Annotated in this window: 22 protein-coding genes and 1 pseudogene; 7 read left to right on the top strand and 16 right to left on the bottom strand. The window is 43.5% G+C overall.

Annotated elements, in window-relative coordinates:
- Positions 1–277: 277 nt before the first annotated feature.
- Positions 278–907, bottom strand: a complete 630-nt coding sequence (locus AC1WMD_RS02270) for a YkyA family protein (RefSeq protein ID WP_494255968.1) — start codon at positions 905–907, stop codon at positions 278–280.
- 117 nt (positions 908–1,024) lie between these two features.
- Here AC1WMD_RS02270 and def point away from each other — a divergent pair, with 117 nt between their 5' ends.
- Entirely contained in the window at positions 1,025–1,579 is a 555-nt protein-coding gene (gene def / locus AC1WMD_RS02265) for a peptide deformylase (protein WP_043906497.1), read from the top strand.
- Positions 1,580–1,622: 43 nt separating this feature from the next.
- On the opposite strand, the gene AC1WMD_RS02260 is transcribed toward def, so the two are convergent.
- Complete coding sequence (locus tag AC1WMD_RS02260; protein ID WP_043903968.1) at positions 1,623–2,399, bottom strand: Cof-type HAD-IIB family hydrolase; 777 nt, start codon at positions 2,397–2,399, stop codon at positions 1,623–1,625.
- Between the two features lie 188 nt (positions 2,400–2,587).
- Between AC1WMD_RS02260 and AC1WMD_RS02255 the strand changes: the two genes are divergently transcribed.
- The 3 genes from AC1WMD_RS02255 to rnjA all read left to right on the top strand — a co-directional run bounded on the left by AC1WMD_RS02255 (position 2,588) and on the right by rnjA (position 4,766).
- Entirely contained in the window at positions 2,588–2,722 is a 135-nt protein-coding gene (locus AC1WMD_RS02255) for a hypothetical protein (protein WP_260676115.1), read from the top strand.
- A gap of 167 nt (positions 2,723–2,889) precedes the next feature.
- Positions 2,890–3,099: a DNA-directed RNA polymerase subunit epsilon gene (gene rpoY, locus AC1WMD_RS02250; protein WP_043903967.1), complete on the top strand. Its 210-nt coding sequence runs from the start codon at positions 2,890–2,892 to the stop codon at positions 3,097–3,099.
- 2 nt (positions 3,100–3,101) lie between these two features.
- Positions 3,102–4,766, top strand: coding sequence for a ribonuclease J1 (gene rnjA / locus AC1WMD_RS02245; RefSeq protein WP_043903966.1), 1,665 nt, complete (start codon positions 3,102–3,104; stop codon positions 4,764–4,766).
- A gap of 101 nt (positions 4,767–4,867) precedes the next feature.
- On the opposite strand, the gene AC1WMD_RS02240 is transcribed toward rnjA, so the two are convergent.
- The 6 genes from AC1WMD_RS02240 to ccpC all read right to left on the bottom strand — a co-directional run bounded on the left by AC1WMD_RS02240 (position 4,868) and on the right by ccpC (position 9,398).
- Entirely contained in the window at positions 4,868–5,329 is a 462-nt protein-coding gene (locus tag AC1WMD_RS02240; protein WP_043903965.1) for a TlpA family protein disulfide reductase, read from the bottom strand.
- A 62-nt stretch (positions 5,330–5,391) separates the two neighbouring features.
- Positions 5,392–5,940 carry a peroxiredoxin gene (locus AC1WMD_RS02235; protein ID WP_043903964.1) on the bottom strand — a complete coding sequence of 183 codons (549 nt, stop codon included), beginning with the start codon at positions 5,938–5,940 and terminating at the stop codon, positions 5,392–5,394.
- A gap of 302 nt (positions 5,941–6,242) precedes the next feature.
- Positions 6,243–6,485: a YkuS family protein gene (locus AC1WMD_RS02230; protein WP_043903963.1), complete on the bottom strand. Its 243-nt coding sequence runs from the start codon at positions 6,483–6,485 to the stop codon at positions 6,243–6,245.
- A 55-nt stretch (positions 6,486–6,540) separates the two neighbouring features.
- Positions 6,541–7,674 carry an N-acetyldiaminopimelate deacetylase gene (locus tag AC1WMD_RS02225; protein WP_494255879.1) on the bottom strand — a complete coding sequence of 378 codons (1,134 nt, stop codon included), beginning with the start codon at positions 7,672–7,674 and terminating at the stop codon, positions 6,541–6,543.
- 67 nt (positions 7,675–7,741) lie between these two features.
- Positions 7,742–8,452, bottom strand: a complete 711-nt coding sequence (gene dapD, locus AC1WMD_RS02220; RefSeq protein WP_494255878.1) for a 2,3,4,5-tetrahydropyridine-2,6-dicarboxylate N-acetyltransferase — start codon at positions 8,450–8,452, stop codon at positions 7,742–7,744.
- Positions 8,453–8,525: 73 nt separating this feature from the next.
- A complete protein-coding gene (ccpC, locus tag AC1WMD_RS02215) occupies positions 8,526–9,398 on the bottom strand; it encodes a transcriptional regulator CcpC (RefSeq protein WP_494255877.1) in 873 nt (290 codons plus the stop codon).
- A gap of 117 nt (positions 9,399–9,515) precedes the next feature.
- On the opposite strand from ccpC, the gene AC1WMD_RS02210 reads away from it, so the two are divergent.
- On the top strand, positions 9,516–10,256 hold the full coding sequence (locus AC1WMD_RS02210; RefSeq protein WP_494255876.1) for a sulfite exporter TauE/SafE family protein: 741 nt from the start codon (positions 9,516–9,518) through the stop codon (positions 10,254–10,256).
- On the opposite strand, the gene cbpB is transcribed toward AC1WMD_RS02210, so the two are convergent.
- From cbpB to fadH, 6 genes and pseudogenes are all read right to left on the bottom strand, one after another.
- Complete coding sequence (gene cbpB, locus AC1WMD_RS02205; RefSeq protein ID WP_043903958.1) at positions 10,234–10,689, bottom strand: cyclic-di-AMP-binding protein CbpB; 456 nt, start codon at positions 10,687–10,689, stop codon at positions 10,234–10,236. The two genes, AC1WMD_RS02210 and cbpB, sit on opposite strands and share 23 nt — an antisense overlap.
- A 115-nt stretch (positions 10,690–10,804) precedes the next feature.
- Positions 10,805–10,999, bottom strand: coding sequence for an antirepressor AbbA (gene abbA, locus AC1WMD_RS02200; RefSeq protein WP_494255875.1), 195 nt, complete (start codon positions 10,997–10,999; stop codon positions 10,805–10,807).
- 194 nt (positions 11,000–11,193) lie between these two features.
- Positions 11,194–11,436, bottom strand: a complete 243-nt coding sequence (locus AC1WMD_RS02195) for a hypothetical protein (protein WP_043903956.1) — start codon at positions 11,434–11,436, stop codon at positions 11,194–11,196.
- Between the two features lie 54 nt (positions 11,437–11,490).
- A complete protein-coding gene (locus AC1WMD_RS02190; protein ID WP_043903955.1) occupies positions 11,491–12,708 on the bottom strand; it encodes an EAL domain-containing protein in 1,218 nt (405 codons plus the stop codon).
- Between the two features lie 267 nt (positions 12,709–12,975).
- A pseudogene (locus AC1WMD_RS02185) lies at positions 12,976–14,545 on the bottom strand (SSO2105 N-terminal domain-containing protein).
- 330 nt (positions 14,546–14,875) lie between these two features.
- Positions 14,876–15,640 (bottom strand): 2,4-dienoyl-CoA reductase, encoded by a 765-nt coding sequence (gene fadH, locus AC1WMD_RS02180; protein WP_043903953.1) that lies wholly within the window; start codon positions 15,638–15,640, stop codon positions 14,876–14,878.
- Positions 15,641–15,788: 148 nt separating this feature from the next.
- Between fadH and AC1WMD_RS02175 the strand changes: the two genes are divergently transcribed.
- Both AC1WMD_RS02175 and AC1WMD_RS02170 read left to right on the top strand, forming a co-directional pair.
- Positions 15,789–16,664 (top strand): metallophosphoesterase, encoded by an 876-nt coding sequence (locus AC1WMD_RS02175; RefSeq protein ID WP_494255874.1) that lies wholly within the window; start codon positions 15,789–15,791, stop codon positions 16,662–16,664.
- A gap of 132 nt (positions 16,665–16,796) precedes the next feature.
- On the top strand, positions 16,797–17,231 hold the full coding sequence (locus AC1WMD_RS02170; RefSeq protein ID WP_043903951.1) for a YkyB family protein: 435 nt from the start codon (positions 16,797–16,799) through the stop codon (positions 17,229–17,231).
- 102 nt (positions 17,232–17,333) lie between these two features.
- On the opposite strand, the gene AC1WMD_RS02165 is transcribed toward AC1WMD_RS02170, so the two are convergent.
- Together AC1WMD_RS02165 and AC1WMD_RS02160 are read right to left on the bottom strand one after the other, a co-directional pair.
- Complete coding sequence (locus AC1WMD_RS02165; RefSeq protein ID WP_043903950.1) at positions 17,334–18,533, bottom strand: GGDEF domain-containing response regulator; 1,200 nt, start codon at positions 18,531–18,533, stop codon at positions 17,334–17,336.
- A 79-nt stretch (positions 18,534–18,612) separates the two neighbouring features.
- Complete coding sequence (locus AC1WMD_RS02160; protein ID WP_043903949.1) at positions 18,613–19,518, bottom strand: chemotaxis protein; 906 nt, start codon at positions 19,516–19,518, stop codon at positions 18,613–18,615.
- Positions 19,519–19,548 lie beyond the last annotated feature (30 nt).

The following is a 19,548-nucleotide window of genomic DNA, read 5'->3' as shown; positions in this document are numbered from 1 at the left end:
AAGGGCGAACACTGCTGAAAAATACCTGTATTAATAATTTTCATTAGTGTAATTAGTACAATTTTGCCCGCATTTTTAAGTTTACACTTTATTTTACCAATCGTCAATCACTTTGATTTATCATGACTTTTTATGATTTGACTGCTTTTTAATTGGAATTGAAAGATATCTTTCTATAATCTGTTATAGTACAACACAGAAGCCTGTATTAATTCTGTTTTATATTTTTGCAAAATATAAAAAAGGGGGGTATATAGCCCCCGTCTCGCCAAATATGTTATTTCCACATATGAAATAACTGCTTCTTTTCCCTATTATACTCTTTTGTATAGACATTAAATTGTTCGTTTATATCCATTATGTTTTGATACCGTTCATTAATTCGGTCGATTTGCCGCTGAAACCGTTCAGCGGTTACATCTTTATTTTGCAATAAAATATAAAGCTCTTTTTCCAATGCCAGCATCTCTTTATACTCGGCATACAGCTTGTCATACGTTTCATAGCGTTGTTCCGCAACTTCAATGAATTGGTTGATCTGCTGTTTTACCTGTTCATCGTGAAGCCCGCTCGTTTTTCTTTTGGCCATGTTTAACTGTCGTTTTGCCGAGTGCATTGCCTTATATTCCCTGGCAACATATTTCTCTCGCTCCTCTATGTTCATTAATGCTTCCTTTGCTAACTGCGCCACTTTTGTAAAATGTTTAAAACCGTACGACATCATGTGGGCATATATTGCGTTTTGTTTTTGTTCAAATTCCGTTAGTTTTTTCTGCTCTTCTATTGCGTCCTTTTCATAGGCAGTCATTTTCTGAAAGGCCGAAAGAACCTCTTGCTTGTCAATAAGATGACTGCAGCTGGCAAGCAGCAGTAAAACGACAATACATCCAATCCACCTTTGCATCACCTTTTGCAACGTTTTCTCTTCCTTTCCCATGCATCTGTTTCATTTTAGTTTACGTCCAAAATATATTTTTGTTAGACTTAATTCAGACATCAACGTCATACAGGGAGTGAGGACATGATGATTACGATGAAAGATATTATTAAAGAAGGACACCCGACGCTGCGGAAAGTAGCCGAACCTGTTTCTCTTCCTCCATCGGAAGAAGATAAACGAATTTTACAAAGCCTTCTTGATTATGTAAAAATGAGCCAAAACCCGGAGCTTGCCGAAAAATATGGATTGCGTCCCGGAATTGGGCTAGCCGCGCCGCAAATCAATGTATCGAAGCGAATGATTGCCGTCCATGTCACCGACGAGAAAGGCACATTATATAGCTATGCGTTATTTAATCCAAAAATCGTCAGCCATTCTGTTCAACAATGTTACTTAACGAGCGGAGAAGGGTGTCTATCGGTCGACCGCGACGTTCCGGGATATGTGCCGCGCTATGCCCGCATTACTGTGACCGGAACGACGATTGATGGCGAAGAAGTAACATTACGCTTAAAAGGATTGCCTGCCATCGTCTTTCAACATGAGATCGATCATTTAAACGGCATTATGTTTTATGACTATATCGATCCACAAAATCCTTTTAAAGTACCGGATAATGCCATTCCCATCGAACGTTAAACGTAAAAAGGGCTATATCCCTTCATCTGGATATATGCCCTTTTTACGGAATTAATTCGAGCTGCTTTAACCCGTATAATATTCCTTCTTCCCCAACCGGTTTCGTAATGAAATCGGCCGCTTTTTTTACTTCCTCCCGCGCGTTGCCCATCGCAACGCCAGTTCCGACGAATTTTAACATTTCGATATCATTCAATCCGTCGCCGAACGCGTACACATCCTCTTTGGCAATGCCGAGTTTCTCAATCATTTTCCGAATTCCCTCCGCTTTCGATCCTCCTGTCGGCAATACGTCGGTAGAGACATTATGCCAGCGGACAAAGCGAAATTCCGGATATGTTTTTATATAAGTTTGTTCTTCTTCTGCCTTGCAAAATAAAAGCGCTTGATAAATGTCTTCATTTTCATAATAAAGCGGGTCAAACGGAGGGTGAGGGAATTTCAGGCTCCCCATACTGACATGAATATATGGATGATTTTCCATGCTCGCTCTCATCTCATTCGCATTCATAAAAATGAGCGGATGGCCGTTTTGATGCGCCTCTTCTTTTAGTTCATGCAATTTTTGCCGCTCAAGCGGATGCTTATAAATAACGTTTCCTTCAAATACTACATATTGTCCGTTGAAACTGACGAAAGAATCAATTCCTAACTGTTTTCGCAAGTTGGCAAACATAAATGGCGCCCTACCTGTGGCAATCGCCACGTACACATTCGCCTTTTTCAATTCTTGAACCGCCTTTATCGTCGACGGCGGGAGCTGTTTTTCGTCATCAAGCAGCGTTCCATCAATGTCAAAAAATACGATTTTTCGCTTCACAGTCTCTTCCCCTTAACGCTTAATTTCTTCATTCTTTACCGTACTGAAAAAAGCCGAAAATGTCAAACCGCAGGCAAAAGCCTCGTTCCACTTTTATCCATGAAAAACAAGCCTTTCTTCACATATAATATATTGTAGAAGGACATTTACTTTCACCAAGAAATGAGTACAATAGGAAGTAAGGAGTGATGAAAAATGTTGAAAAAGCTGAAAAAAAAGCTGCTTCAACAATGGAAAGATTTGCTCCGGAAAAAATCGATCGCCTAACCGTTTACGATAACAGCCCTTCCCCTAAGAAGGGCTTCTTTCTAAAAAGCGAATGAAAACATAAAAATTCGTCAAAGATGGTACATGTCATGTTTTTCCCCTATCCTTTCTTTTTCCCATTTTCTTTATCGTATATAATAGCGAAAAAACATGAAAACCATCCTTACTTTATATATAATAAAAAAGTTAAAGGAATAATCGTTCAATAAGGAGAGATTTTGCAATGATTTTTAAAGTGTTTTACCAGGAAAATCCTGATGAAGTGCCTGTGAGAGAAAAAACAAAAACGCTCTATATTGAAGCGGAGTCGGAACGGGAAGTACGCCAAAAACTGCAAGGACGCACGATAAATATTGAATATATTCAACCGTTAGAGGGAGCACACCTAGAATATGAAAAGAAAAACCCTGATTTTAAAGTATTGGAGATTTGAATATGAAATTAAATGATCAACAAGTCGGCGTATTTGCCCTCGGCGGATTAGGAGAAATCGGGAAAAATACATATGGCGTACAATTTCAAGATGAAATTATTGTCATTGACGCAGGAATTAAATTTCCTGAAGATGAACTACTCGGAATCGACTATGTCATTCCCGATTACACGTATTTAGTAAAAAACGCAGAAAAAGTAAAAGGACTGTTTATTACTCACGGGCATGAAGACCATATCGGCGGAATTCCATACTTGCTTAAGCAAGTGAATATTCCAATTTACGGCGGAAAATTAGCACTCGGGTTAATCCGCAACAAACTTGAAGAACACGGGCTTCTCAGACAAGCGAAACTCATTGAAATTCGCGAAGATGATGTCATTCGCTTTCGAAAAACAGCAGTGACATTTTTCCGGACGACGCACAGCATTCCTGACAGCTACGGGATTGTCGTCAAAACTCCGGTCGGCCAAATCGTTCATACGGGAGACTTTAAGTTTGACTTTACCCCGGTCGGTGAACCGGCAAACTTAACAAAAATGGCCGAAATAGGAAAAGAAGGGGTTCTTTGCTTGCTTTCTGACAGCACGAACAGTGAAATTCCGCATTTCACGATGTCAGAACGCCGCGTCGGAGAAAGCATTCACGATATTTTCCGGAAAGTGCAAGGACGCATTATTTTTGCGACCTTTGCCTCTAACATTCATCGGCTGCAGCAAGTAACGGAAGCAGCCGTAATGAATAATCGAAAAATTGCCGTGTTCGGAAGAAGCATGGAAGCTGCGATTGAAATTGGACAAGAGCTTGGATACATTAAATGTCCAAAAGACACATTTGTCGATGCCAATGAGATCAACCGTCTTCCTGCTAATCGGGTAACGATTTTATGTACTGGCAGCCAAGGGGAACCAATGGCGGCGCTGTCGCGCATCGCCAATGGCACCCATCGGCAAATCCAAATTATGCCTGGCGATACGGTTGTTTTCTCGTCTTCGCCAATTCCGGGCAATACGGTAAGTGTCAATCGAACGATTAACATGCTGTACCGCGCCGGGGCCGAAGTCATCCACGGGCCGCTGAACGATATTCATACCTCTGGACACGGCGGGCAAGAAGAGCAAAAGTTAATGATCCGTTTAATGAAGCCGAAATATTTTATGCCGATTCACGGTGAATACCGCATGCAAAAAATGCATGCCAAGCTTGCAGTCGATTGTGGAGTGCCGGAAGAACACTGTTTCATTATGGATAACGGTGAAGTGCTTGGGCTAAGCGAAAATGACGCACGCATCGTCGGTAAAATTCCATCCGGCTCCGTCTACATTGACGGCAGCGGAGTCGGCGATATCGGGAATATCGTCTTGCGCGACCGCCGCATTCTATCGGAAGAAGGCCTTGTCATCGTCGTTGTCAGCATTAACATGAAAGAGTTTAAAATCGCAGCCGGACCGGACATTATTTCGCGCGGGTTCGTGTATATGCGCGAATCGAGCGATTTAATTAATGAAGCGCAGGCCCTCATTACAAAACATCTTGAAAAAGTGCTTGAGCGCAAAACGAATCAATGGTCGGAAATTAAAAACGAAATTACAGAAACCCTTGCTCCGTTCCTGTATGAAAAAACAAAACGGAGACCGATGATTTTACCGATTATTATGGAAGTATAAATAAAACAGCTGTTCCTTAGGAACAGCTGTTTTATTTGCTTGCTACTTTTTAAAATAAAAGAGGAACGAAACCATCGCTTCTTCGTTCCCCTCACCTTTCGTTATTGTTGCTGCGCCTTTTCCGTTTCTTCCAAGACGCGGTTTACTCGTTTTTCCAGCATTTTCATGCCGCTTCCGCCTGCTTGGAAATGACGTAATTTGCCTTCCGCATCAAACACGTAGTAAGCAGGCACGTATTGATTTTCAAAGGCGTCTGTGATTTTATGTTCGTTATCCACTAAAATCGGCTGCGTAATGCCGTGTTCTTCGGCAACTTTTTTGACCAATTCGATATCTAGGTCTTTTTCTGAACGCGGCATATGAACAGAAACGACGTTCAGCTTATCCTTATAGCGGTCACGGAACTCGTTTACTTGCGGCATCGCTTCTTTGCAAAGATGGCAGCTTACCGACCAAAAGTGAATTAATGTTGGTTTTTCTCCAACCAATTGTTCTCTTGTTACTTCACCATTGAGCGTTGCGGTAGCACCTGTTAATTGCGGCATTGGTTCACGCAGTTTCATATTCATCCCTCCATTGCAAAGAAAGGTCTAACGTCATGTTAGACCTTTCTTCTTTTTCGTTATTACACTGTCAATGTTGCTTGGCCTGGTTTCCAGTTTGCTGGGCAAAGACCTCCGGTTTGTAGCGCTTGAAGCACGCGCAATACTTCATCGACATCGCGGCCGATGTTATTATGATGAACGACAGCGTATTTTAATTCGCCTTCTGGATCGATGATAAATAGGCCGCGAAGCGCAACGCCTTCTTCTTCAATAAGAACACCATAATCGCGGGAAACTTGATGAGTAGGATCAGCTGCTAACGGATATTTAATTTCGCCGATGCCGTTTTCTTCGCGAGGCACTTTCATCCATGCTTTATGCGAATATACAGAGTCTGTCGAAACGCCGATCACAACGGCATCTAAATCTTCAAATTCATCGTAGCGGTCAGAAATTGCAGTGATTTCTGTCGGGCATACGAACGTGAAATCCAATGGATAGAAGAAAAGCACAGTCCATTTGCCATTTTTCATGTTTTCTTCAAGGCTGACACGTCCGAAGTCGCCGTTTGGCAATACTGCTTGCAGTTCGAAACGAGGTGCTTGTTTTCCTACCATGCGTTCTGCCATATGTATCCCTCCATTTTCTTTATTTGATGATGCTTTCGTTAATACTACTCTGACAAATAATATTATAATGATATTGATAATTTTAGTCAATATTAAATGATAATTAATTTAAAAAGAAAGTTATTTTTTATTACCTTATGTTCCATGCTTTGTATATGGATTCCACTTTTGTAATGCTCATATCTTCGCTTTACTTTTAGTATAGTATCCTGGGCCGATAAAACAAAATTATTTGCTCGTTGGAGCGTGTGCATTGACAATTCATAAAAAACGGGCTGTTGATGCGGACAGCCCGTCAACGGTTAACGTAATTTTTCTTCAACTTTTTGACAAATTTCTTCTGCTGTCAGGCCGCTTGCTTCGATAACAGGACCAGCAGTCATCGCGTTTTGAATTCCCATTACATTGGCATCTTGGCCTGTAATGACGCAGCAGTCGCAGCCCTTCGCATCATTTTCCCCGCGAAGCGGAACGATTTCATATCCTCTCGCTTTTAACGCTTCCTGCACATCCGTTAGCGAATGCTCTACCCCAATTTTCGCCATCACACTCCACCTCCTCATATACATAATGTGCCTTAATGGAGGTGGAACTATACCATTAACCGTTGTTTCCTTTCCACGAAATATACGATGTTAAAAAAGCAATGGCCCGATCGATTGCTGCTTCATTTGGCGCCAGTTTCGCATGATGCAGCCCATAAGGCGAATCGACACCGAGCCAAAACATAAACCCCGGGATTTCCGCAAGCATATAGCCAAAATCTTCACCCGTCATTGCTTCTTTGCAGCGGACTACCTGCATCTTTGGATCACTTTCGGCAAACTGGATAAATTCCCTCGTTAACTGCGGATCGTTATACACTTGATGGTACATCGCACCATAGTCAATTTCCGTCTCGCATTGATACGCCAGTTGGATGCCGTTTACTATCGCTTCGATCCGTTCTTTCACTTTTTTCATCGCATCGGTCGACAAGGTGCGGATCGTTCCTTCTAAACGGGCGCGCTCGGCAATCACATTTTGCACCGTCCCGCCGGAAATTTTGCCTATCGTAATCACTGCACTATCAAGCGGATCGACATTCCGGGAGACGATAGATTGAAGCTGCATGACAAGCGCGCAGGCGGCCACGACCATATCGTTCGCTAAGTGCGGAAACGCGGCATGTCCGCCTTTCCCTTTTAAATCAATAAATAGCTCCGATGTATTGGCAAACAGCAATCCTTCCTTCGTCGCAATCGTGCCGACCGGATATTCCGGGGCAATATGCAGCGCGATAATCATGTCCGGTTTCCATGTTTGCATGATGTCGCTTTCGAGCATCGGTTTTGCCCCGCCCGGCCCTTCCTCTGCCGGCTGGAAAATAAATAATAGGTCATCTTCGATCGGATGGTTTGCGAAATAGGTGAGCACCCCGAGCGCAATGCTCATATGCATATCATGTCCGCACGCATGCATATTTCCTTCGTGCTCCGAGCTGTATGGCAACCCCGTTTCCTCTTTAATCGGCAGGCCGTCGATATCGGTGCGGTAGCCAATCATTTTTCGCGGCGCTGTTCCCTTTACTTTCACAAAAATTCCCGTTTTCCACGTTTTGATTTCCAATCGTTTCTGTGGCAACGTATGAATGTATTGTAATAAATATTGCTGCGTCTTAAATTCTTGAAAACCTAGCTCCGGAATTTTATGCAGATCGCGGCGAATCGCGACAAAAGGACTAATGGATGACATAATAATCTCCCTCCATTTGCAAAAAGAGCTGACCCAAAGATTGGGACAGCTTTCGTATTGGCTATGTTTATAACTGACGAAGTTCTTGTTTAATTTCCGTTTTTGCCCGTGTTTTTTCATCAATTTGCTTAATCACGCGCGCCGGCACCCCAGCCACCACCGTATATGGCGGCACATCTTCAACGACGACAGCGCCAGCGGCCACGACCGCGCCTTTGCCGACCGTGACGCCTTCTAAAATAACGGCGTTTGCACCAATAAGGACGTTGTCCTCAACAACAACCGGCTTAGCGGAAGGCGGCTCAATGACTCCTGCTAAAACGGCACCGGCGCCAATATGGCAGTTCTTTCCGACCGTCGCACGGCCGCCGAGCACCGCGTTCATATCAATCATCGTTCCTTCGCCGACAACGGCGCCGATGTTAATGACCGCCCCCATCATAATAACTGCATTATCGCCAATTTCGACTTGATCGCGAATGATCGCGCCAGGCTCAATGCGCGCTTTGACTCCCTTTAAGTCAAGAAGCGGAATCGCCGAATTGCGGCGGTCATTTTCAATGACATAATCTTCGATCTTGTCTTTATTGGCTTCCAACGCTGCTTCAATTTCTTGCCATTCACCGAAAACAACGCCGGCATTCCCTGTAATAAACGTTTTCGCGCTTGCGCCAAAATCGATTCCTTCCAGGTTTCCTTTTATGTATACTTTAACAGGCGTTGATTTTTTGCTGTTTTGAATAAACGAAATGATTTCATTTGCATCCATCATCTTCATGGGCGATATCCTCCTTTACATCTCTATTCTTTTTTACTTTAGCAAAACAGAGATAATCGTGACAAGCATAAATTCATGGAACAAAATTTTGCAACACCTTCTGGAAGGCTTGTACCTGCGGAAGTTGCCATGCTGCTTCCGTGCTGATAAGCCATGTGTCTCTCGTCATTCGTTCGCCATGCTTATCTTTTAGTGGAATCATATGAACAAGATGTTGCTCTCGGTCATCTAAAGCAATTTCCGGTAAAATGGCATAGCCAACTCCGTGATAAGCAAGCTGTTTGCATGTTTCGATTTGGTCGACGATGACCGTTCGCGGCGGCAGTGCTTGAAATTGCTCATGCCACCATTGTTGAATGTGCAGCGAATACGTCGAATCGCTTTTAAATTGAATAAACGGCCGGTCGGTATGGCGCAACTGCTCCAAAGATTGAATTTCTTGATCTACTAAATATAACTGATCCGTAAATAAACGTGTCGCAATCCCGCTCCAATTTGGTTTTCCGCGAACAATTCCGAGTTGAAACCGGTTTTCATACATACCGCTTAAGACTTCGCTTGTCCATCCCGTTGTCAACGCCACATTTACATTTGGGTATAACATCATAAACGTTTTTAAAACTGCGGGAAGCCAATGCTGCGCAACAATGGAAACAACGGCTAGTGTTAATGTTCCACTTATTTGTCCGGCCAGTTGTTCGATCTCTTCTTTTACTTTGTTCGTTTTCTGCACTATTTCTTTCGCAAGCTGGACAATTTTTTCTCCCTCCGGTGTTAACAGTAAACCTCTCTGAGTCCGGACAAAGATTTTCACATTCCAGCTCGCTTCGATCGTCTGTAGTCGTTGGGACAATGCGGACTGAGTAACATAGAGTCGGGCTGCCGCTTTTCTCATATTTAATTCTTCCGCCAAAACGGTAAGTATTTCATATTCTGAAATATTCAAGCTATCACCCTTTTAATAAGTTTTTCTTATCATTCACGTACATTATTTCAATATTTTCTTATTGCTATAAAATGAATACAATAGCTGTAGAATGTTTAGGGAAAGGGGTTGCCTTGCATGGACTGGGTACTGTTTGTCCTCGTTGGGTTTGCTACTTCATTCGTTGGTACATTAGCTGGCGGCGGTGGCCTCATTGGCATGCCCGTTTTGCTTATGATTGGTGTTCCTATCCATCAGGCCATTTCCGCCGCTAAGTTTTCCAATACAATCAGCTCGTTTTCCAGCTTCTTCGTCCTATTTCACCAGCAAAGCATTCGTTGGAAACAGTTGTTGCTGATCATCCCTATTAGTCTCGGTGGGGGAGCAACAGGAGGAGCCATCGCCTCGCTGCTGTCTGAACGAACAATGACCATCATTGCCGTTATTTTGTTAATGTTCGCATTATGTTTGCAACTTTTCAAAAAACGGCCTGAGCAAGCAGCATCGGCTCCTACTCTCCCGAAAACCTTATATCCTATTCTTTACGGCATTAGCGTCTATGACGGAATGTTTGGGCCAGGCCAAGCAACAATGCTCATGTATGCTTATTTGCGCACCGGCATGGATTACTTATCCGCCATCGCGTTTACAAGATTTCAAACTTTTATTAGCTGCTTCGGAGCACTGACATCCTACTTATACAACGGGCATGTCAACTGGCATATCGCTCCTTTCTTAGCGATTGGATCATTCATCGGCGCACAATTATCGGTACGAGTAGCGAAAAAACTAAAGCAAAAACAGCTGCGCTTTTTATTGCACACCATTACCTTTCTGCTCATCGTTCAGCTTATTTTTAATATGGTTTATGATAATTAAGCTTTCGCAGCTGTTTATTCAATCGTTTAAGTATTTCTCGTCGTGTAAAAATTCCTTCAAAATAGCCGTCTTTATTTTCTACACAGACAAACGGGTGATTGACAATCAGTCCAATTCCTTTAACGATATCATCATCCAATAAAAGGCGCGGAATATCTTTATTCATCACTTCTTCGACTTTCATCGTTTCCAGCCGCTCAAACTCAATGCGTTCCAATCCTAAAATCGCATCCATAATCATCGTCATGCTAATTAATCCGTGAAGTTTATAGGAAGTGTCTAATACAGGAATAGCGGAGTAACCGGTTCTTGTTAATACTAATAACGCGTGATCCAAATAATTCCCCAGTTGGACGTGCGCTACTTTATCTGAAGGAATAAGAAACTGCGCCACCGTCATCTTGGCAAATTCTTTGTTTTCCAAAACTGTCATTCCTGTCTTCCGCCTTTCTCTTTTAGCGTTTTCCCCTCTTCAGTTTATCATATTTTATTGCTTCCCATAAAAAAATACTATCGCTTACTAGCAAGCGATAGTCCTATGTAAAATACTATGTTTCCTGAAGAAGACGGTCATACAAATGCAAAAGCTGTTGATAACGCCTTGCATCTACCTGCTTATCCCCATTTTCAATGTCAGCAATCTCACAGCGAACAAGCTCTAATGCATATTGTTGGGTAAACAAAAGATCCAAAAGCAAGCGCTGCTCTTCATGCGATAATGTTTCAAGCACCAGCTTCCCCATTTTTCATTCCCCCTTTGCAAACTATATATATTCAGCACAAACGGAAAAAATTTATGAAAAAAAAATCCTTCCTTGCCCGTAAAAGCTTTTATTGCCCGCCGTCCAAGCACATTTTGTTCTATTCACCCACACATAGCCGTTTATATGACGATAAAACAAAAAAAGAGCACTCCTTAATAGGACTGCTCCATTGCTTATTTGCCATATCCATAGCGTATCGCCAAATAAGAAATGACAATCACCGCCAGTAAAATAGGAAGCAAATACGCTAAGAAAACAGGATTACGCAAAAAGATATGCTGCTGCACGCCCTTTGGGATCGGGCCATCGAGCTCTTCCTGCCATTTTTGCTGGCGGCCGAGACGGTACGTGTAGACAAATCCGATAACGGCAATAAGAACGACAAGGATAGACAATACAAACATCAGTTGTGCCATTGTTTTTTCACCTCATGCTTACTTTGCCACGAGGAGAAAATTTTATACCCTTCTTTAATAATGGGCGTCGTGTTCGAATAAATAATTATACGATAAATCAATAAACAAGTAGTGCCGGTCGTCAATCGGGTACGAATACGTGCGGATCGTTTCCCCGGTTTCGATGTCGGCGTATAAATCGGATAAAATTCCCCGTTTGCGGGAGCGCATGCGAATAATATTTTCTAAAAAATACGGACGCCAGCTCCAATTTTTCATATAATATTGCGGCTCAAGCTCCCAGCGGTCACCGCGTTTAAACATATTGGCAGACTGCTGGAAGCCATCCTCGTCGCAAACATAAATGCGGAAACAAACATCATTCAGCTCATTCGCCAACAGAGAAATCAGTTCATTAAAATCCGTGACTTTCTTATATTTGGCCAAAAGCGCTGTCAGCCGCTGCTGAAACTGTTCGGAAATATGATAAAGCGTTTCTAGCTTTTTCTTTTCCTGCTGAATAAAATGATGGCATTCCTGACGCAGACGTTCCTTTAGCATATCGCGCGGCACCAATTCCGGAGAAGGTTCCGCCAAATAGTACCCTTGGTAATAGCGTCCGCCGTTTCGCCACGCGTATTGCAATTGAAAAGATGTTTCGATATCTTCGTATAAAAGCGTGGCGCCGATTTTGCGGGCTAGCAGCGAAATAGAATATAGAACGTCTTGATACGCTTGATGAACGGAAGTCTTCCGCAATTGACGCAAATCAATTTTCAAAATATCTGGCGACAGCACGCCGATTCTTTCTAAGTTGCTGCTATGCTCCCCAATATTGTCTACCGCAATTTTTATTCCATACGTACGGATATAGGTCAATAAATGGCTTAACTGATCTAAATCTCCTTTAAAATACTGCTCATTAATTTCGAGCACAATGCGTTCTAACGACAATCCTCTTGTTTCATATTGAAGAAGCAGCTGCAAAAACGAATCGGCACGGTCAAGCATCAATAAATTCGCATCACGATTTAAAAAAATAAGCGGTGTGTAATCATCGAGGGAGAGAAAATAATCAAGCGCTTTTTTGGTTACCACTTCATCTACTTCTAAACGGAATTCTTCCGGTATTGTCTCATCGTGGAAAAACGGACCTAAACTGACAACCCCTGTTTCAGACTGATATCTTCCTAATACTTCATAGCCAATGACACAATGTTCATCGGCGCTAAAAATAGCCTGATAGTATGGAAAAACTTGCTGCAAATTCGCCATTACATCTAACGCGTCCACCTTGCTCACCTCTTTTGCATACACCCTCTTTGTCTTCATTATATCATACGTCCACCTGGTTACTAAAATCTATAAAAATCGACTCATCGCGATGGAACCAGCCAAACTGCTTGCCGCTCGGATTCTCACCGAGTTCCATCAGGAAGGGAATTTCCCTTGTCATTCACCTGCTGTGAAAGACAACCCGTGGATCGCTGTCAGCGACGGCACCTGTCGCGCACCATTCCTTCCATCGGTCAGTACACGACAACGATTTTAGTAACCAGGCTACACCTCCTTCAGTTGAATTTGATACTGGTTCAGCCAGCAGAATTGGTGCAATATGTTCCATAATGACCATTCATGCTCTTGTTTGAAATTCTCGATTTTACGTAACATCATCGCGATATATTGGCGTTGTTTCTTGCCGCTTTTCGATTGCTTGTAGGATTCTTCCATCGACCCTAACACCGCAATCAAATGGCGTTTCACTTTCGTTTTTATGAGGTGAATGAGTTCTTTTGGCAATTGTTCCTGATACCCTAATCCCCGTCTGCCAATCACCAAAGCGGCGCTTTCATGGACGGATAACCCATACTTTTTCATATACTTGAAACGTCCGATGACGCTGGTATAGGCAGGGTTCACTTTTTTGATGCGAAACCCAAGCCGCATCCCCTGACGAAGAATCGTTTCCGTCAGTTTTTTCTTTTTGAAATGGTGTGTCAAGCGGTTGAATCGTTTGTCCGTATCGTGCCGCTGTCTTAGTTGGATGTTTTCGATGACCACTGCCCCCACATTCTCTTGAAGCAGCCAGTCATACACGTCTCGTACGGTTTCTCCCACGATGTTGTTTCGTTTATTCGCTTTCACATATTCGAGTTCATGACAGTAAAACACTTTCGATTGGATGAAGTTTCCCTGTTTCGAAATGATGCTTACGGCAATGCGGTCCATATTGATGTCAATTCCAGCGATTCGTTCCGCTTGAATCGGTTCATCATCGGTAAGTTCTCTGCCATACACTTCTTCCTCATAGATGAGATGGACATAATATTCCCCGTTTTTGCGTTTGATTTCGACGGTATATGGTTGATATTCGATGATCGGCTTGCCCTTTTCATTCACTCCGACTGGTTCTCCCATGATGTGATCAATGATTTCCTCTTCATATTTTTCAGGTACAGACACAGGCAGCCTCAAGCGGGGAGCGTGTTTTCCTTCTTGTTGCCCAAGTGGATTGGCGATTTCTACATAACATTGGTACGTCTTGTCGTCATAGGTGAGGCGAATATTCAAATTTCCTTTTTTGCTTTTATCTCCTCTGGCATACAACTGATTCGAGCGTAAATCTTTCCATTCTTCGTTCGTGATGTTTCCTTTCAAGCGCTTATAAAAGTTTTGTTTTCCACCAAAAATCACACGTGGAATTGTCCTTTGGTCGAGATGGTGCTTTAGCTCGGCTTCTTTCGCTTTGAGCTTTTCTAACCGTTGGTGCAATCCATCTAGACATGTTGGAAGATCGACTTTTTTTGGTGTTTTTCTTCCATGGTTGGTAGTCATCGATTTTCTTTTCGGTTTTTTCGATTTTCGCCTGCACATCCTCCAGCCTCATCGGTAGTAACTCACGTTGAGAAGAAATCAGTGATTGAACAAGCAAGACCGCATCTTCGGCAAACCGTTTGTTGAGCTGAAATTGGTGCGGAAGGTGCTGGATGATGTCTTTTGCGTTCCTTCCCTCCAGCAAACGATTAAGCGCATATCGCTTCGCGGAACCAAAGACGCGCATCAACTTATCTAATGAACGAAGTTGCGATTCATCATGAGAAACGATTTTCATCCCCCGAACCGTTTTCATCCCCTTGCCTTCCCCCTTGTTTGGATTCTCAAGAACATATATTCGCTAACTTTTCTTCCTTTCCTTTTTCCATGAGGAAGGGGGAGATGATTTTTTATCATCAGACAGGAGACGATGGAAAAGATGGAGAACATCCGCCTCTTTACGTCCAATAACAGGAGATATTTACATGATTTTATACATTTTTATAGATGTTTAACAAACTGCTTATACCTCCGATAACTGCATCGTGAAGACTATCCTATCTAAAAAATGTTTGCGTGAAATAAACATCCGTACATGTTGCCAAAACAAAAAGCGGCTTCCTGACCTTAGGAAACCGCTTATCATTTAAAACGGGCGCCGATTGAGCCATTGTCCTCCATCGATGGTAATGCATTCCCCATTGATATAAGCTGCATCATCTGAGAGCAGAAAAGCGGCAAGAGCAGCGACTTCTTCCGGTGTGCCAAGGCGTCCTAACGGAACGCTTTCAATCGTCAACCTTTCCGCTTCCTCTGATTCCCACAGCTTCTCTGCTCCTCCCGTCCGCTCAATCGGTCCAGGGGCAATGGCATTGACGCGGAATCCGTATTTTTTCCCCCATTCGACAGCAAGCGTTCTTGTCATCGCCAATACTCCCGCTTTCGCACTCGCGGAATGAATCACCCCTGCGCCGGCGTGCCAAGCATATGTAGCAACAATGTTGATGATCGAGCCTTTTTGGCCGCGTTGAATCCAGTAGTTCCCGACCTCGCGGCTGCAATAAAATGTACCATTTAATACGATGTTGATGACGCTATTCCAGCCATTAATCGATAGCTTTTCCGCTGGACAAATAAAATTGCCCGCCGCGTTATTAATGAGTGCATCAATTCTGCCAAACTCCGCATCCGTCCGTTTGACCATTTCCGCCACTAATTCCGGATCGCGCACATCCATTTGGATCGGCAGCACTTTTCCGTTTGGGGATTCAATCTCTTTTTTCGCTTCCTCTAGCGCCTCGAGCCGTCTTCCGGTAATGACGACGTTGGCGCCGTCTGCCGCAAATCGCTTTGCCATATACTTTCCCATTCCGCTCGAACCGCCGGTTACAATAATGACTTTTCCGTTCATGTTTCTCCTCCTCCGCATATTGACTGATTATTCATTCATTTTCATCTTACTACAAAAGTATTGAATTTTCTAACATTATTTTCATCCTATTGTTCTTTTCTTTTATTTTCCGCTATAATAAAACTAATTGTGAAAGGACGGCATGATGATGGAACATTTGGAAACCGCAAAAATGAACCGACGCACATTTTTAAAAAAAATGATGCTTACCGGCGTCGGCGGAATATTGGCAACGACATCCAGCTATAGTTACGCCCGTTTTATTGAGCCGGCGCAATTAACCGTTACCCACCATATTATTTCCCACCCGCTGATCCCAAAAGAGTTTAACGGGACAAAACTGTTGCAATTTAGCGATGTCCATTTAGGTCATTACTATGGATTACAACGCTTTCGCCATACGATCGCGAAAATAAACGAATTACAGCCTGATATCGTATTGTTTACCGGCGATTTACTGGATGAGCCAAACAAGTATCCGCACATTGATGCAGTTGCTGAAACACTTTCCCACATTCGCGCTCCGCTCGGAAAATTTAGCATTTACGGAAATCATGATCACGGTGGATATGGAACCGATATATATCGCCATATTATGGAGAAAGCCGGCTTTCGCATGCTTGTCAATGAGCACGTTCTCATTCGGCGACAGAATGGGCCGTTCATCGCCATCGCCGGCAGCGATGATATGATGCTTGGCAGGCCAAACTTCGCGAAGATGGTTGAGTCAATTCCCGATTCCACTTATACGATCATCCTGCTGCATGAGCCGGACGGTGCCATACAAACAAGCCGCTATCCCGTTCATTTGCAACTATCCGGGCATAGCCACGGTGGGCAAATTCAGCTTCCGTTTATCGGCCCGCTAATTACGCCGCCGCTGTCGGAAAAATATTATGAAGGATTTTACCGTATTCGTCATTTAACGCTATATGTAAACCGCGGACTTGGGACGACAAGAGTGCCGCTCCGCTTTTTGTCGCCGCCGGAACTGACTATTTTTACATTGCAGCATCGTGCATAAAGGTTAAACGGCAGCGGAAAAATACAACATTTCATTTGCCCAGCAGCCGCATTCTCCATCCAAAAAAGCCGTTTTGCAAACATATGTTCATTTTGTATAATAAAATAAAATAATAAAAAAGGAGATATGCTGATGAAACCGTTGGAACTGACGGTGGACAACATTGCAAAAGCGATTTTTACCGTCAATCGTCATGCCAAAACGGCATTGAATCCTTCTTTTCTCTACCTTTTAAAGAAAAAAGCAATTGAAAAGCTGCTGCAGGAAGGAAAGGCGAAAAAAATCGGCCTTCATTTTTCCCGCAACCCAAAATACAGCCAGCAGCAGTCCGACGTTCTTGTCTCCGTCGGCGATTACTATTTTCATATTCCCCCGACAAAAAAAGACTTCGCCACCCTTCCACATCTTGGAGCATTAAATGATTCTTACCGCAATCCTGTCACAAGAATGCCCCTATCCCAGGCGAAAGCGCTACTGCAAGCCTACACCGGGATCCGCGAAACCCCGCCGAAACGAAAACAACCGCAGGCAAAGCCGGTATTTAAACGGCTTGGCGAAAGCTACTAAAAACGGCTCCCGAAAGTCGGGAGCCGTTTTCCTGTCTTGACAAAGCGAGGGCTAAATATTTATAGACGAAGCTGGTGCTGCCATCTATTTTTGATTGCAGCACTAATCCGCAGGCTTAGCGACCGTTATGCCGTTTCCTCCTTGCTGCTTTGCGGCATATAGCGCTTGATCTGCTAGCTCCAGCCAATATTCAAGCGGCTTGGAAGGATCATTGATTTCAACAAGCCCGCCTGAGAACGTGCAGGAAATTTGCTGGCCGTCGGTTTCAATCAAATACGCGCTAAAATCGTTCCGCAATCGCTCGACCACGCGTAAAGCATCGCCGACCTCTGTTTTTGGCAATAAAACGATAAACTCCTCGCCGCCGAAGCGGACAACGGTGTCCCCTGTCCGTGTCTTCCGGCAAAGAAAGCGGGCAAATTCCTGCAGCACGATATCGCCGACGAGATGGCCAAAACGATCATTAATTTGTTTAAAATGATCTAAATCAAGCATCGCTATGCAACTTAGTTCGTGAAACCGCTTCAAATCGCTCCTCAAGCTTTCATATGCTTTTATTAAATACTTACGATTATATACTTGTGTCAATTCATCTACTAACACCAATTGGTCGATCCTTTTTTTCTTCTTCAATAAACGGCGCACTCGCACAATAAATTCATCGATGGCAAACGGTTTGGCAATGAAATCGTTCACTCCTAACTGATAACTTTTCAACCGCATTTCTTTGCGGCGGTCGTCGCTAATCATCACAATCGGTACAAACAGTTGTTTTTGCGCATTTTCCAATAGCTGAAGCAGATGAAGATTTTGCAGTTCCTTCTCACAAACGTCGATCACCATGCAGTCCGGTGGCTCTTCGTAGACAAAGGAAAGCGCTTTTTCGATTTGCGGCACCGCAGCAACTTGCCATCCCGCTTGCTTAAGCCCTTCTTTGATGTACATAAAAAATAGGACGTCGTCTCCAACAAGCCAGATCATCGGGGCATCGCCTGAACTAGTTTCCTCGGCAATGGCGGCAACAGCAAAAGATTCTTCCCCCTTCTCGTAACAAAGTTTCACTATGGGATAAATATAGGAGGCTGCCTCGTCTACCGTCCACTTTTGTTGCGGCTGCCCTTCCAATTCATTGAAAAGCTGATGCGCCTGTGCTCCGATGTCATCCCGTCCAATAATGGTTGCTGTTCTTGCCACGGAACGGAGGAAGCGGAGCAGCTCCTCGCGGGAAACAGTTTGCCCTGCTTTCCACCGCTTTAGCTGTTCCCGAATGCTGTTTACAAATTGCGCTACATACTCATTCATCCGCTCCCCCTCCTTATTTTTTCTGCCAGACAGCTATTCAAAGTTTGGTAATCTGTAAGGAGTACATCTCACAGCGGCGTTATAAAATATGGTTGTCAATCATTTCGATCAGCTCGCCAATTTCCGGCTTACTTACTTGGGCTGTTGCGCCGACTTCCGTTCCCTTATGGCGAAGACCATCTGTAATAAGGGAAGAGAAAATGATAACGGGGAGTTTCTTTAACCTCTCATCCTCTCGAATCCGTTTTGTCAAATGATGGCCGTCCATTTGCGGCATTTCAATATCGGTAATAACAAGCTGCACTTCCTCGGCAATATCTTTCCCGTTGGCAACAACCGATTGCAAATAGCCAAGCGCTTCTGCTCCGTTTTCAAAAAACTCGACGCGTTCATAGCCAGCTTCCGATAATGTATCATGAAGCAGCTTTCGCAATAATGGAGAATCTTCGGCAACGATGATCCTTTTTTGGGAACGCTCCCGCTTTCCAAGTTTTTTGACTTGCTGCACGTTTATGCCTAAATCCGGGTTCATATCAACCATGATTTTTTCAAAATCCAAAAGCAAAAGCATTTGCCCTTCTAGTTTGACAATGCCGATCACTTGCCCTTCTAAACCTTGGTGCATTTGCGACGGCTTTTCGATTTGCGTCCAGGAAATGCGGTAAATGCGCGTAACGTTATGTACGTGAAAGACAATCTTTTGTTTATTGAATTCAGCAACAATAAACTTGTCTTGCTCAGGGTGGGCGGAAGCAGGAAAACGAAGCGCTTTTGCCAAATCGATAACCGGCAGAACTTCCCCGCGAAGCTCAATAATTCCTTCCATATAAGGGTGGGAATGAGGAATTTTCGTAATTGGAAGAGGGAGTACAATTTCCCTTACTTTCATCACATTAATGGCGAAACGCTGATCACCAAGCAAAAACTCAATAATTTCCAATTCATTTGTCCCACTTTCCAGCAAAATAGATGATTTTTCCGACATCGAACCATACTTCCTTCCTATTTTTAATAT

The sequence above is a fragment of the Parageobacillus sp. NEAU-HV-2 genome, assembly GCF_059115485.1.
This window is presented reverse-complemented; position numbering and strand designations above follow the sequence as displayed.